This is a genomic window from Streptomyces sp. NPDC047085 (assembly GCF_040643735.1).
In the GTDB taxonomy this organism is placed as follows: domain Bacteria; phylum Actinomycetota; class Actinomycetes; order Streptomycetales; family Streptomycetaceae; genus Streptomyces.
In genome coordinates, this window is record NZ_JBEYUW010000003.1 from 844,928 (window position 1) to 858,369 (window position 13,442).

At 71.3% G+C, this 13,442-nt stretch carries 14 protein-coding genes; 5 read left to right on the top strand and 9 right to left on the bottom strand.

All coding sequences use genetic code 11. The features are described from left to right. Positions 1–76: 76 nt before the first annotated feature. A complete protein-coding gene (locus tag ABZ865_RS14880; RefSeq protein ID WP_361229730.1) occupies positions 77–937 on the top strand; it encodes a hypothetical protein in 861 nt (286 codons plus the stop codon). Here the strand turns inward: ABZ865_RS14880 and ABZ865_RS14885 are convergent. From ABZ865_RS14885 to ABZ865_RS14915, 7 genes are all read right to left on the bottom strand, one after another. Then, positions 921–1,409, bottom strand: a complete 489-nt coding sequence (locus ABZ865_RS14885; RefSeq protein WP_361229293.1) for a DUF3291 domain-containing protein — start codon at positions 1,407–1,409, stop codon at positions 921–923. The two genes, ABZ865_RS14880 and ABZ865_RS14885, sit on opposite strands and share 17 nt — an antisense overlap. A 60-nt stretch (positions 1,410–1,469) precedes the next feature. Then, positions 1,470–2,927, bottom strand: coding sequence for a penicillin-binding transpeptidase domain-containing protein (locus ABZ865_RS14890; protein ID WP_361229733.1), 1,458 nt, complete (start codon positions 2,925–2,927; stop codon positions 1,470–1,472). A gap of 85 nt (positions 2,928–3,012) precedes the next feature. Then, positions 3,013–4,374, bottom strand: coding sequence for an FtsW/RodA/SpoVE family cell cycle protein (locus ABZ865_RS14895; RefSeq protein ID WP_361229296.1), 1,362 nt, complete (start codon positions 4,372–4,374; stop codon positions 3,013–3,015). Positions 4,375–4,423: 49 nt separating this feature from the next. Then, entirely contained in the window at positions 4,424–4,852 is a 429-nt protein-coding gene (locus tag ABZ865_RS14900) for an SH3 domain-containing protein (RefSeq protein ID WP_361229299.1), read from the bottom strand. A 146-nt stretch (positions 4,853–4,998) separates the two neighbouring features. Further along, positions 4,999–6,261, bottom strand: a complete 1,263-nt coding sequence (locus ABZ865_RS14905; RefSeq protein ID WP_361229302.1) for a HAMP domain-containing sensor histidine kinase — start codon at positions 6,259–6,261, stop codon at positions 4,999–5,001. Beyond that, entirely contained in the window at positions 6,258–7,052 is a 795-nt protein-coding gene (locus ABZ865_RS14910; protein WP_361229736.1) for a hypothetical protein, read from the bottom strand. The genes ABZ865_RS14905 and ABZ865_RS14910 overlap by 4 nt, the downstream gene beginning before the upstream one ends. A 285-nt stretch (positions 7,053–7,337) precedes the next feature. Then, on the bottom strand, positions 7,338–7,853 hold the full coding sequence (locus tag ABZ865_RS14915) for a dual specificity protein phosphatase family protein (RefSeq protein WP_361229305.1): 516 nt from the start codon (positions 7,851–7,853) through the stop codon (positions 7,338–7,340). 100 nt (positions 7,854–7,953) lie between these two features. Between ABZ865_RS14915 and ABZ865_RS14920 the strand changes: the two genes are divergently transcribed. Continuing rightward, positions 7,954–8,769 (top strand): nuclease-related domain-containing protein, encoded by an 816-nt coding sequence (locus ABZ865_RS14920; RefSeq protein WP_361229308.1) that lies wholly within the window; start codon positions 7,954–7,956, stop codon positions 8,767–8,769. 679 nt (positions 8,770–9,448) lie between these two features. Here the strand turns inward: ABZ865_RS14920 and ligD are convergent. Beyond that, positions 9,449–10,336: a non-homologous end-joining DNA ligase gene (gene ligD / locus ABZ865_RS14925; protein WP_361229739.1), complete on the bottom strand. Its 888-nt coding sequence runs from the start codon at positions 10,334–10,336 to the stop codon at positions 9,449–9,451. 54 nt (positions 10,337–10,390) lie between these two features. Between ligD and ABZ865_RS14930 the strand changes: the two genes are divergently transcribed. Continuing rightward, the gene (locus ABZ865_RS14930; RefSeq protein ID WP_361229311.1) at positions 10,391–11,449 is read left to right on the top strand and encodes a Ku protein; all 1,059 of its coding nucleotides are present in this window, start codon (positions 10,391–10,393) and stop codon (positions 11,447–11,449) included. Between the two features lie 92 nt (positions 11,450–11,541). Further along, positions 11,542–12,000 carry a DUF5958 family protein gene (locus ABZ865_RS14935; protein ID WP_361229314.1) on the top strand — a complete coding sequence of 153 codons (459 nt, stop codon included), beginning with the start codon at positions 11,542–11,544 and terminating at the stop codon, positions 11,998–12,000. Here ABZ865_RS14935 and ABZ865_RS14940 read toward each other — a convergent pair. Next, positions 11,997–12,197 carry a DUF6221 family protein gene (locus ABZ865_RS14940; RefSeq protein WP_361229317.1) on the bottom strand — a complete coding sequence of 67 codons (201 nt, stop codon included), beginning with the start codon at positions 12,195–12,197 and terminating at the stop codon, positions 11,997–11,999. The genes ABZ865_RS14935 and ABZ865_RS14940 overlap by 4 nt on opposite strands. Before the next feature lie 796 nt (positions 12,198–12,993). Between ABZ865_RS14940 and ABZ865_RS14945 the strand changes: the two genes are divergently transcribed. After that, complete coding sequence (locus ABZ865_RS14945; protein WP_361229320.1) at positions 12,994–13,440, top strand: hypothetical protein; 447 nt, start codon at positions 12,994–12,996, stop codon at positions 13,438–13,440. The last annotated feature ends 2 nt before the right edge of the window (positions 13,441–13,442 follow it).

The following is a 13,442-nucleotide window of genomic DNA, read 5'->3' on the forward strand; positions in this document are numbered from 1 at the left end:
GCTTGGCGAGAGAGGGAGGCGGCCGAGGGCTGACCGACGGTGCGGGGTGCGGGTGCAGTAGCGTGCTGGCGTGTCCATGCCTCCGCCGCCTCAGCAGCCCCAGCAGCCGTACCCCAACGGCCCGTACGCCCAGCAGCCGCCCGGTCCCTACGGGCAGCAGGCCCCGGGCCCGTACGGCCCGCAGCCCGCGCAGGCCCCCGGCCCGTACGGCACCCCGTTCCCCCAGCAGCAGCCCTTCCCGCAGCAGCAGCCGTATCCGGGGCAGCAGCCGTACCCCGCCTGGGGAGTGCCGCCCATGGGGCCGCCGCCGAAGAAGCGGCGGATCGGTCTGGTGCTCGGCATCGTCGGCGGTGTCGTCACGCTCGGCGTCGTCGGGCTGGTGCTGCTCGGCCTGCTGGTCGAGAGCGGCTTGCCCGAGGCGAAGAACCGGCTGACCCTGCCCCACAAGCTGCTGGACGACAAGTACGTCCTCGCCGAGGACCTCTCCGCCACCGAGGGGAAGAAGGTCGAGGAGGAGGCCGAGGGCGCCTGGGACGCCAAGGACATACACTCCCTGGTCGGCCGCTACAGCCCGGGCGGCGACGACACCAAGGGCATGCTGCTGGTGTCCGGCATGTACGGCAGGTTCATGCACAAGGACGACGTCCGGAGCCACATGCTCAAGGGCGCCACGGAGGCCGACGGCGTGACCGTGGCCGAACCCGCGAAGGACGTCACCCCGCCCGGTGCGGACACCACCATCAGCTGCGAGGTGCTCACCCAGACGAAGGCCGGGATGACGATCACCTACCCGGTCTGCGCCTGGGCGGACGGCAACACGGCCGCCGTCGTCGGCGAACTCGCCCTGCCGCCGGGCGACTCCGCCGACGTGGACCTCGACACCGCCGCCCGGCACACCCTCAAGGTCCGCTCCGAGATGCTCAAGCCGATCGGCTGACCACCTCGGCCGCCTCCTGCGCGGGGAAGGACGTCCGCAGCGTGAAGGCGTACGGCGTCGCGCCGTGCGCCCTCAGGTGCAGCAGCCGCTCCTCCGCCTCGGCCACGGTCGGCCGGTGGCCCGCCGGCACCCACCACAGGGTGGTCACCGCCTCCTCCAGCCGCTCGAACCACTCCCGGCGCCGGGCCAGCAACTCCCGGTGCTGTCCCTGGTACATGAACGCCGTCAGCGCGTTCATGTCCCGCCACACCGACATGTTGACGACGAGCCACTCGTCGCCGAGGACGGGGATGTCGGTCGCGTTTCCGGTGTCGCTCTGCAGTCGCCACACGAATCCGTCGGCGGCGTCCGCCATCGCGTTCACCGGATCCAGGGCTTCGACGAAATCCTTCAACTCGGGTGAGTCCAGAGGGAACTTGAGGCGGGCGATGTTCACTTCGGCGAGTTCGTACGCGGGCCGGTTCTCGGTCATGCCCGAACCGTAGGTCGGCCGCACCGGCGTCCGGTACCCCTCGTCTCACAAACCGAGAACTCACAACCCGAGAACGGCCCGCATCACGTCCCGGGCGATCGGCGCCGCGTCCCCGCCGCCGCTGATCTCGCCCCGGTCCGCCGCCGCGTCCTCCACCACCACGGCGACGGCGACCTTCGGCTCCAGATCGCCGTCGGCCTGGGCCCAGGACACGAACCAGGCGTACGGCACACCGGAGTTGCCGAGACCGTGCTGGGCGGTGCCCGTCTTGCCGCCCACCGTGGCACCGCGGATCGCCGCGTTCGTACCGGTGCCGTCCTTCACCACGTCGGTCATCAGCCGCTTCAGCTGCACGGCCGTCGTCGGACGCATCACCTGCAGAACCGGACGCGGAAGGCCGCCCGTGAGCACCTCGCCGCCCCGGCGGGTGGTCCCCTCCACCAGATATGGCGTCCGCAGCTGGCCGTCGTTGGCGACGGCCGCCGCGACCATCGCCATCTGCAGCGGAGTGGCCCGGGTGTTGTACTGCCCGATCGAGGACAGCGCCAGCTGCGCCTTGTCCACCTGTGTGTCGAAGGTGCTGGGGGAGACCGCGAAGGGAACGCGCAGCCCGGTGTCGTTGAAACCGAACGCCTGGGCCGTCTCCGTCATCCCCCGCACCCCGACGTCCACGCCCAGCTTCGCGAACACCGTGTTGCAGGACCACGTGAAGGCCTCCCGCAGCGAGGCGTCGTCGCAGCCGTCGCCCTCGTTGGTCAGCCGGGTCGTGGTGCCGGGCAGCCGGTAGGGGTCGGGGGAGTCGGTGGACGCGTCCAGGTCCGTGACCACCCCCGCGTCCAGCGCCGCCGCCGCGGTGACCACCTTGAACGTCGACCCCGGCGGATACGTCTGCCGCACCGCCCGGTTGAGCATCGGCTTCTCCGGGTCGTGGTTGAGCCGGGCCCACGCCGAGGCCGTCGCCTCGCTGTTGCCGGACAGTTCGGCGGGGTCGTACGACGGGGTCGACACCAGCGCGAGGATCCGGCCGGTGCCCGGCTCGATCGCCGCCACCGCCCCCTTGCGCCGGGCCAGCCCCCGGTACGCCGCCTCCTGCGCGGCCCGGTTCAGGGTGGTGAGGACGTTGCCGCCCGGGCTCGGCGTGCGGGACACGTCGTTCCACAGCGGGAACGGCGACAGCATCGGATCGGTGCCGGAGAGCACCCCGTCCTCCGCGTCCTCCAGGAACGTGGAGCCGTACCGCTGCGAGGCGAAGCCGGTGACCGGCGCGTACAACGGGCCGTCCCGGTAGGTGCGTTCGTAGCGCAGCTGCTCGCCGGTGTCCGTGGACCCGGTCACCGGCTCGCCGCCGACCAGGATGTCGCCGCGCGGCTGCTGGTAACGGGCGATCGTGGCACGGCGGTTGGCGGGGCTGGCGTCGTACGAGCCGGCCTCGACCACCTGCACCCGCAGCGCATTGACCAGCAGGGCCACGAGTAGCAGCGCGCAGAACGCCCACGCGTGCCGGATGTACTTCGTCATGGGCCGCCCGTTCCCGTACTCGCTCACGGGGCCGCCTCCTGCGCGTCGTACTCGTGCTCGTACTCGTACGCGTACTCGTACGCGGTCACGGAGCCTCCTGCCCGTCGTACTGGCTGCGCGCCGAGTCGCTCACCCGGATCAGCAGCGCCACGATCGCCCAGTTGGTGACGACCGAGGAGCCGCCCTGCGCGAGGAACGGCATCGCCATGCCGGTCAGCGGGATCAGCCCGGTCACCCCGCCCGCGATCACGAACACCTGCAGCGCCACCAGCGAGGCGAGCCCGACCGCGAGCAGCCGCCCGAAGGGCTCGCGCAGGGCGAGGCCCGCCCGGTAGCCGCGCTCCACGAGCAGCGCGTAGAGCAGGAAGATCGCCGCGAGACCCGCCAGGCCCAGCTCCTCCCCGGCGGTCGCCAGGATGAAGTCGGACTTGGTGGCGAAGCCGATGAGGGTGGAGTGGCCGAGCCCGAGCCCGGTGCCGAGGACACCGCCCGCCGCGAAGGCGAACAGGGACTGCGCGAGCTGGTTGGGGCCCTGCCCGGCCTCGATGGTGGCGAAGGGGTGCAGCCAGTCCTCGATCCGGCCGTTCACATGCGGCTCCAGCCGGCCCACGGCGAACGCCCCGAGCACCGCGAGCACCAGCCCCATCGCGATCCAGCCGGTGCGGCCGGTGGCGACGTACAACAGGACCACGAACAGGCCGAAGAAGAGCAGCGAGGTGCCGAGGTCCCGCTCCAGGACCAGCACCCCGACGCTCACCAGCCAGACCGTCACGATCGGTCCGAGCACCCGCCCGGTCGGCAACCGCAGCCCCCACAGCCGCCGCCCCGCGTACGCGAGCGCGTTGCGGTTGTCGGCCAGGTACGCGGCGAAGAACACCGCGAGCAGCACCTTCGCGAACTCGCCCGGCTGGATGGAGAATCCGGCGAACCGGATCCAGATCCGGGCGCCGTTGACCGCGGGGAAGAGGATCGGCAGCAGCAGGAGGACGAGGGCGGCGACCACGCACACGTACGAGTACCGCTGCAGCACCCGGTGGTCGCGCAGCAGCAGGACGACCGCGATGAACAGCCCCACCCCCAGCGTGGACCACACGAGTTGGGCCGGAGCCGCCCGGTCGCCCGGAGTCTCCAGGTCCAGCCGGTAGATCAGGACCAGACCGAGGCCGTTGAGCAGCACGCCGATGGGCAGCGGGAGCGGATCGGCGTACGGCGCCCGGATGCGTACGGCGAGATGGGCGACCAGGGCGAGCACGCCGAGCCCGGCGCCGTAACCGACCGCGCCCGGCGGCACGGTGCCGGTGCGCGCCAGCCCCACCGCGCAGTAGCCGTACACGCACAGCAGGACGGCCAGCACGATCAGGGCGAGTTCGACGCCACGGCGCCGGGGCAGGCGCACGACGCGAGCGGGTGTCCGCGTCTCCGCCACGACGGTTCCGGCCTTGGTCATGTCCGGAACCTACCCAAATGGGGCGTGTTGTGTGCCGTTTGCCCGGATGTCAGCACCAGCGTGGCGCGGGCCCGACATTGTCGATGTACCGCGCCGCGACCCACGCCCAGGTGTCGCCCGTGAGCATGTACCAGCGCGGGTTGCCGTCCACGCCCGCGCCGCCGGCCTTGCAGTAGATGGTGACCGTCTCGCCCTGTGCCACGAACCGGACCCGCCGGCTGCCCCGGTCCGGCCGGTCGTGCAGCCAGACACCGCCATGAGCGGTGACGACCCCCTGATACCGGCGCGGATCGCGATCGCCTCTGTCGCCGCGCCCCTTGTCCGGCCCGCCACCGTCCGGCTGACTGGCACTCGTGGTGCCGTCGTCGCCACCGTTGTCGTCGGCGGCCATCGCCGGGAGAACCGCCACGCTCGAGACCAGAGCGCCCGTCGCTGCGGCCATGGCGAGACCGCGGGGGAGGGCGGAGCGCAGGGACATGGGGGTACCTCCGGAATGCGGCGGATCTGACCAATCGCCACATTAAGGGCGTGTGACGGGAGGGGCTCGCCGCAGTAGGCCGAAGGGGCGCAGCAGCCATCGGCGAGGTCAGCAGCCACCGGCAAGGTCAGCAGCCACCAGCAGGGTCAGTGACCGCCGGCATCGTCAGCAATCACCGGCAACGTCAGCACAGCGACCGCGCCCTCATCCACCGCGTTCGCGAAGGACAGCCGCGCCCCCAGCACCTCCGCCTGCCCCGACGCGATGGTCAGCCCCAGCCCATGCCCCTTGGCCCCACCCTCCGTACGGAACCGCTGCGGCCCGTGCGCCACCAGGTACTCCGGATACCCGCCCCCGTGATCCCGCACGGTCACCACGGGCCCGTCCACGGTCAGCACCACCGGAGGCGCCCCGTGCTTGTGCGCGTTGGCCACCAGATTCCCCAGCACCCGCTCCAGCCGGCGCCGGTCGGTCTCCACCCGGACATCCCGTACGACCCGCACCTCGGTGTCCGTCCCGGACGCCCGCACCACCCGCTCGGCCAGCGCGCCCAGCTCCTCGCTGTCCACCTCCAGCCTCTCCCGGCCGGTGTCCAGGCGGGAGATCTCCAGCAGGTCCTCGGTGAGCGTGCGCAGCGCCGCCACCCGGTCCCGGACCAGCTCGGTCGGCCGTCCCGGCGGCAGCAGCTCGGCGGCCGCGTGCAGCCCGGTCAGCGGGGTGCGCAGCTCATGGGCCACGTCCGCGGTGAACCGCTGCTCGCTCAGCAGCTTGCTCTGCAGGCTCGACGCCATGGAGTCCAGCGCGGCCGCCACCGTCGCCACCTCGTCCTGCGGCCGCGTCGGATCCTTCGTACGAGGATCGTTCACCCGGGCGTCCAGATCGCCCGCGCTGATCCGCCGGGCCACCCGGGCGGTGCCGTGCATCCGCCGGGTCACCCGGGTCACCGCGAACGCACCGACCAGCGCCGTCGCCCCGATCGCCAGCGCGGACGACCACAGGATGGACCGGTCGAGCCCGGCGATGGTGCGGGCCTGCTGCGAGTAGTCGACCTCCACCGCGAGCGCCCGGTGGCCGTCGGCCGGGCCCGCAGCCCACATGGTCGGCCGACCCTGGTGCGTGGAGACCATCGTGCCCCGCTTCCCGGACAGGGCGAGCTCCCTGAGCGGCGCGGGCAGCCCCCCGGGGTCCAGGCCGGCCCCGGGCAGCAGCGCGTCCCCGGCCTCGTACGCCTCCGTGGCGTCGCTCAGCCGGGACAGCGCCAGGTCACGGGCCTGGCCGACGGTCTGGTTGGTCACCGACACATGCACCAGGACGCCGAGCAGTGCGGCCAGCGCGCAGCACATCACCGTGATGAACGCGGCCGCCTTCACGGCGAGCGTCCCGGCCCACTGGGGCAGCGCGAGCCTCATCGCGCGCTCGCGGACGAGGAGCCGGACGAAGCGGTGGAGGGAGAGGTGGCCGTGGGGACGGCCGGGGGCGTCTCCGGCGGCATCTCCGGGGGCACCTCGGGGGTGCCGTCCGTGGCGAAGGCGGACGGGGAGGCGGACGCGCCCGGCGACGGCGTGTGACTGTGCCGCCCCTTGCCGGTGCGCAGGAACTCGTCCCGGGAGAACACCATCGACCGCTGCTCGGGATCCCAGGCCCAGGTGGTGCGGTACTCGTACCCGGGAATCTCGGCAGGCGAGCGCACGATCACCGCACGCCCGGCCAGCTCCACCCCGGTGATCGCGTCGTTGTCGGCGAGCACCTGGACCAGCTTGTGGTTCTCGACCGTGAACACCCGTACCGCCGTCTGGTTGGTCGGGTAGAGCCGGAAGCCGAGCGTCAGATCGTCCCGGCCGTCCCCGGTCAGGTCCCGGTAGTAGGCCTTCAGCAGCGGGCAGCGCGCCCGGTCCCCGCCCGGACGGCACTCCTTCACCCGGTCCACGGTCGCGTGGTACGCCCCCTTCGACCCGTAGTCGTCCGGATGCGCGGCGATCTCCGCCTCCAGGACGTCCACCGGATCGACCTTCCGGATGTCGTCGCCGGGCACCCGGATCCCCTTGACGACCGCCCTGACCGCCACGTCGTAGGGGAAGGCCGGGCTGGACGCGGGGCGCAGATTCGGCCACAGCTTCTCCGGGCTGACCGCCGTCGGGGTCGCCCCGGCCGCGTCCAGACCGCCCGAGTCGCCGCAGGCCACCGCCGCCGCCGACAGCAGGGCGACGACGGCCGCGGTGAGGACGGCGCGCACGGGGCGCGCGGGGCGCACGGGGCGCTTGGGGCGCACGGGGCGCGCACGGCGCACAAGGCACGCCGGGCGTGCAGGGCGCGCCGGGCGCACGGGGCGACGGGCTGACACGGTGCTCGGGGCTCCTGGGGTTTCGGGGGTGACGACGGCCCCGTACACCATATTCGTAGATTCGTAGGCAAGTCCGTTTTGCTCCCCACGGGGGTGCGGGGAGAACACGTGACGCGCGCTTCTTCTCCTTCTCCGCTTCCCCGCCTACTCGGCGAGCTCCCCCAGCTCCTCCAGCAGCCGGGCGGTGGGCAGCCCGGCGCGCAGGTACTCCACGAACAGCCGGTTGTGCAGCGCCCACGGCGAGCGACGGGCGCGGATCAGCTCGATCGCCTCCTCGGCGGAGCAGCCGCGGCGGACCAAGGCGTGCGCGACGACCAGCCCCGAGCGGTTGTAGCCGTGGTAGCAGCGGACCAGGACGGAGCGGCCGGCGTCCAGCGCCTCGTTCACCGCCCGTGCCAGCCGGATCACGCCCGCGAGCTGCGTGCCGTCCAGCGGGCCGTCCGGAATCGGCCACACATGATGCTCGACCCCCGGGCGGGGCCCGTACCCCGGCAGCCGCAACAGCGTCTGCACCAGACCGAACTCATCGCCTACGACAGCCAGTTCCAGCCGCCCCGAACGCCCCCGGAACTCATGCCCACCCATCCACAGGCCGGGCACGATCTCGTTCCACGGGCTGGACGGAGCCGGTACGTCGGGCTGAACTTCGCGGGTCCGCAACGGCGCCTCCCCAACTCCCCTCGCCGGGTCACGTCCACGGTAACCGGGTTCTTGCCCCAGGAGCACCCTCCCTGTTCCCATGGTCGAGGGGTGATGGCGCATGAGCGGACTGCGCGTGGTGCCGACCTGGCGGCACGGTCACGAACGGCTGTACGTCTGCGAGGCGGACGGAAGCAGTGTCGCCTGGTACGACCGGGACACGGGCCGGGTCAATCTGATCGGCGAAGACCGCCGTGACGACGTACTGGAAGCCCTCAAGCCCTTCGTGGCCGGCCCGGTGACCGTGGGCCCGCCCCCGGTGCCCACACCCGCCGAGCTGGCCCGGCTGACCCTCCACCCGGACGACGACCTGGCCCCCAACCGCCCCGGTGAGGCCCTGCTCATAGCCCTGGACCGCGAGCCCGCCCCCGCTCACCTCCACCGTCCCCGCCTGCGCCCCCACCCGCGCCGGCGTGCCCTGGTCGCCGAGCAGACCGTCGGCGAGGCCCTGGACCGCCTGGAGGGCGCGGGCTGGCACACCCTGCACTCCATCCCGCTCCCCGGCGGCGACCGCATCCACCACCTGCTCATCGGCCCCGCCGGCCTCTACGCCGTACACGCGCTCTACGCCCGCAAACAGCGGGTCCTCGTCGCCGACCCCATGGTCACCGTGGCCCGCCACGCCCCCGAGCCCCTCCTCCGCGTCCTCCGCGCGACGGCCGACCGCGCCTCCTACGCCCTCACCGCCGAGGTCCACCCCCTCCTCGCCCTGGCCGGCCCCGCCGACCTCCGCGTCACCGCCACCCCCCGCTCCGTCCGCATCCTCCAGCACACCGACCTGGACACCCTGTCCCGCCTGGGCACCGCCCTGAAGCCGGGCGACGTGGAAGCGCTGCATGCGATGGCCCGGGACCGGAACACGTGGGGGAGGGTGTAGTCCACCGTCCGAGGGCGGGCGCCCCTCGGAATGTTCAGCCTGGCCGGCGCATACTCGGCACATTCTGACGAGGGCCGTGCGACAGCAGCCCGTCTGCCGTCCGAGGGCGGGTACCCTCCGGAGCGATCGGCCTGGTCGGCGCATACCCGGCAGATGCTGACGAGGGCCGGCGACAGCAGCCCGTCTGCCGTCCGAGGGCGGGTACCCTCCGGAGCGATCGGCCTGGTCGGCGCATACCCGGCAGATACTGACGAGGGCCGGCGACAGCAGCCCGTCCGCCGTCCGGGGGCGGGCATCCTCCGGAACGTTCAGCCTGGCTGGCCCATACCCGGCACATCCTGACGAGGGCCGTGCGACAACAGCCCGTCCACCGTCCGAGCGCGGGCGCCCCACTGGAACGTTCAGCCTGGCCGGCCCATACTCGGCACATTCTGACGAGGGCCGGCAACAACAGCCCGTCCGGCGTTTGAGGACGAGGCCCGTTCAGGGCCGAAGCGGGGCTTCGGGGGCGGCAGCCCCCGACAGGGGTCACAGGGGACGGAGTCCCCTCGATGGGACGGGTAGGGGCGGCGGGGGCGAAATCTCCCGGCGCGAACCCCAACCAACCGACCGCCACCAGAACCCCTGGCAGGCCCACCTCAGGGCCTCTGGGCCTCAGCGGCTGGGCCACCTCAGGGCCTCAGGTCCGGGGCAACTCAGCCGCCCGCCCCGCATCCAGCAACGGCCCCATCAGATCCCCGTACTCCCGCACCCGCCCCACCACATCCTCAGCCGAGAACTCCAACTCACCCGCCCCCCGGCACCCCTCGACCTCCTCCCACCCCACCGGCGCCGACACCATCGGCACCCCCCGAGCCCGCACCGTGTACGGCGCGGCCGTCGTCTTGCGCCCCGCGTTCTGACTCCAGTCCACGAACACCTTCCCCGGCCGCAGACTCTTCGTCATCCGATGCACCACCAACCCCGGCATCGCCCTCTCCGCCTCCACCGCCAGCCCCTTCGCATACGCGCTCGCCTCCTCCGGCGAACCCCCACGCACCGCCGCCAGCAGATGCAACCCCTTCGACCCGGCGGTCTTCGCGTACGCCTCGATCCCGTCCGCCGCCAGCCGCTCCCGCAACCACAGCGCGACCTCACAACACTCGACGATCGTCGCCGGCGCCCCAGGATCAAGATCGAAGACCAGCCGGTCAGCCACGTCCGGCGCCTGGACCAGCCACTGATGCGTATGGAACTCGGTGACGAGATTCGCCGCCCACACCAGACTCGCCAGGTCCTGCACGACCACCATCCGCGCCGGCCCCTCCGACCGCGGCACCTCGGCTGTCATGACCCAGTCGGGCGTACCCGGCGGCACGTTCTTCGTGAAGAACACCTGCCCCTCCGGCCCGTCCGGATACCGCAGGAAGGACACCGCCCGGTCGCGCAGGTGCGGCAGCATCGCGTCGGCGATGGTCGCGTAGTAGTGCAGCAGCTCCCCCTTGGTGAAGCCGGTCTCCGGATACAGCACCTTCTCCAGGTTGCTGAGCGCGACCCGCCGTCCCTCCACCTCTGTGATTGGCGTCATAAGATGACAATCCCAGACAAACGGGACGTAGCCCTGGAAGGAAGGACGCGGCACGTGCGATCCATATGGAACGGCGCCATCTCCTTCGGCCTCGTCAGCATTCCGATCAAGCTGGTGAACGCCACCGAGAGCCACGCGATCTCCTTCCGCCAGATCCACACCGAGGACAACGGCCGCATCCGCTACCGCAAGGTGTGCGAACTGGAGGACCGCGAGGTCAGCCAGTCGGAGATCGGCAAGGCCTACGAGGACGCGGACGGCTCGATCATCCCGATCACCGACGACGACCTCTCCCACCTCCCGATCCCGACCGCCCGCACGATCGAGATCGTCGCCTTCGTGCCGGCCGACCGGATCGACCCCCTCCAGATGGACGCGGCCTACTACCTCGCGGCCAGCGGAGCCCCCGCCGCCAAGCCGTACACCCTCCTCCGCGAGGCCCTCAAACGCAGCAACAAGGTCGCCATCGCCAAGTACGCGCTCCGTGGCCGCGAACGCCTGGGCATGCTCCGGGTCGTCGGCGACGCGATCGCCATGCACGGCCTCCTCTGGCCGGACGAGGTGCGCGCCCCCGAGGGCATCGCCCCCGACACCGCCGTCACCGTCCGCGGCAAGGAACTCGACCTGGCGGACGCCCTGATGGACACCCTCGGCGAGGTCGACCTGGAGGACCTCCACGACGAGTACCGCGAGGCCCTGGAAGAGGTCATCGCCGCCAAGGCCGCCGGCGAGACCCCACCGGAGGCCCCCGCCCCCGCCGCGGGCGGCAAGGTGCTCGACCTCATGGCAGCCCTGGAGAAGAGCGTCCAAGAAGCCCGCGAATCCCGAGCCGCCGAATCCACGGCGCCCACGGCGCCCACCGAGAAGGCCGAGATCACCCCCCTCCCCTCTCGCCGGCGAACCACCCCCAAAGAAACCGGCGGCAAAAAATCGACCGCCACGACCCGCAAGACAGCCACCGCCCCAAAGGCGACGACCCCCACCCGCAAATCAACTTCGAAGTCCACCGAGCCCACGAAGAAGACGGCCGCCGCAAAGACAACATCCAAGTCAACGGCCGCCAAAAAACCCACCCCACCCAAAAAAACAACCCCCCGCAAACGCCCCGCCTGATGATGGTCATGCCATCCGGGCGCGTAAAACTGTGCTGCTGACGAGCGGTCGCGAGCGTACCCTCAGCCTCAAACCACCGGGGGAGGAAGCCTGTGTTGTCCGCACACGAGGTGATCCTGAACGAACTCGCACAGGGGCTCAGACCGGCGGCCGAGGGCGTCGAGTGGTTCGAGGGCCTCTCGGAGGACGACCAACGCAAGGTCCTGCACGCACTGGTGCTGTTCTGCGGCCAGGCCCGCGCCTGCGAGGACGACGTGCCGGAGAGCATTGCGCGTTCCGGCATCCGCCCCACCCACACGCCGGCGGTGATGCTCACGAAGTGGCGCTTCGGAATGGCGGGACTTCCGGCCTACGAACTTTCGAAGTCGTTCCGCCTGCTGATCGCCCTCTTCACCATCGCGGACACCCGCAGGCGGACGCAGCGTTGCGCCGGAGGGTGCAGCCACGCGTGGCACAACCTGGCGGTGACGCCGTCTCCCTCGTCATCGGCGAGGGCGATGAGCCCCCTTGGAACGACGTCGCCCACAACTACCCCTTCATCCAGGTTCTAAGGTCGCCACTCTGCCCGGTAATCGGGGTGCTCGGCGTACGACTGCGCGAGCACGCGGAGGGCACCTGCGGAGGAAGCCGAGGCCGGCGCGACCGATCGTTGCCGCCCAGGTCGCGCATCAAGGCAGCGCACGCCGAACGTGACGGTTCCCGCCGCACGTTCGAGCGAGACCGCTGTCTCCCACGACTGCCGATCCACACGTGTTCACCCCGGCCGGCTCGGCTGATAAGAACTGGCTCGCGCCCCGTCGCGTACCGCAAGATTCTCCGCGTGGCAGACAGGGGACCTATCGAAGAAGAGGCACCGGACGGGCAGGCACCGGACGAGCTGCTGGGCTGGTGCCTGGTGGCCAACGTGGCGCGAGAAACCGCGCACGGCGAGGGCGGCCTCGACATCCAGCGCGGCACGAAGCACTTCCCTGCGGGCGCCCTGCTGTGGATCCCGCCCGTCCCCTGGGACCCCGGCCACTGCCGCTGGCCCGCGGTGGGCCGGCACCGAGGCAACGGCCGCCGGTACATCAAGATGGTCGTACGCGCGGAGGACCTGGAGAACTTCCGGGTCAAGGGCATCTACAGCGAAGGCCTGGTCCGGGCCCTCAACGGCCACCTGCACGACCCCGCCGCCCCGCGGACCCTGCAGAACCCCTGGACCCGCGAGCGGGCCCAGGAATGGGCGGACGGCTGGAACCAACCCCGGGAGCCCGTCCGCATCGACGGCCACTCCCACCCGCGGATCTCCGTGCCCAACCCTCCGCCGGCAGAGCTCCAGGTCGACGGCGAGACCCTGCACCTCGCCCACTACGGCACCAAGGGAGCCCACTACAGCCGCACACCCCCTCCGTGGAATGGACTCCCGAGCCCTGACCCACCCCATCGCATCGAACAAACGTTCACGCCACTGCGGGACCGACACGACATAGGCAACGGTGTTACGGTTATTTCAGAATCGCTGGGGCGGCTCACTGGAGCTGGTTTCCTACCGGAACGGCTGGAACATGACCGACAAGACGACACCGACCTATCTAGGCAGCGGCGACCCGGCGCGGCAGCGCACGGACTACTACCCCCTGTGGCTCGACAACCTTGCCGACGACGTGACGATGGAAGGCTCGGTCCTGAACGGGATCGTGCGCGGCGCCGAGGATGTTCGTACGGTCCTGGCCTATGCGCGCACCCTGTATGAGTACCAGGACTTCGTCTACCTCGGTGAGTACGGCGAGAATGGCTTCGTGGAGGACTACGCGTCGAAGGTGCGCGGTGAGCCGATCGCAAACATCGCCGTCGTCTACAGGAACCCGGAAGGGAAGACGCAGCATCTGGTGGTGAACCACCGTCCGCTGACCTCGGTCCTGCTTTTCTCCCGGCTGTTGGGTGAGCACTTTGCCGGGACCCGGTTCGCCCGGTACTTCGCCGCCCCCTCGGCCGATGCCGAGAACGCCTGAAG

Coding starts and splice junctions, on each gene's coding strand:
- ABZ865_RS14905 (WP_361229302.1), bottom strand. CDS start 6,261: ATGAGGCTCGCGCTGCCCCAGTGGGCCGGGACGCTCGCCGTGAAGGCG.
- ABZ865_RS14895 (WP_361229296.1), bottom strand. CDS start 4,374: ATGACCAAGGCCGGAACCGTCGTGGCGGAGACGCGGACACCCGCTCGC.
- ABZ865_RS14945 (WP_361229320.1), top strand. CDS start 12,994: ATGACCGACAAGACGACACCGACCTATCTAGGCAGCGGCGACCCGGCG.
- ABZ865_RS14885 (WP_361229293.1), bottom strand. CDS start 1,409: ATGACCGAGAACCGGCCCGCGTACGAACTCGCCGAAGTGAACATCGCC.
- ABZ865_RS14920 (WP_361229308.1), top strand. CDS start 7,954: ATGAGCGGACTGCGCGTGGTGCCGACCTGGCGGCACGGTCACGAACGG.
- ABZ865_RS14900 (WP_361229299.1), bottom strand. CDS start 4,852: ATGTCCCTGCGCTCCGCCCTCCCCCGCGGTCTCGCCATGGCCGCAGCG.
- ligD (WP_361229739.1), bottom strand. CDS start 10,336: ATGACGCCAATCACAGAGGTGGAGGGACGGCGGGTCGCGCTCAGCAAC.
- ABZ865_RS14890 (WP_361229733.1), bottom strand. CDS start 2,927: ATGACGAAGTACATCCGGCACGCGTGGGCGTTCTGCGCGCTGCTACTC.
- ABZ865_RS14880 (WP_361229730.1), top strand. CDS start 77: ATGCCTCCGCCGCCTCAGCAGCCCCAGCAGCCGTACCCCAACGGCCCG.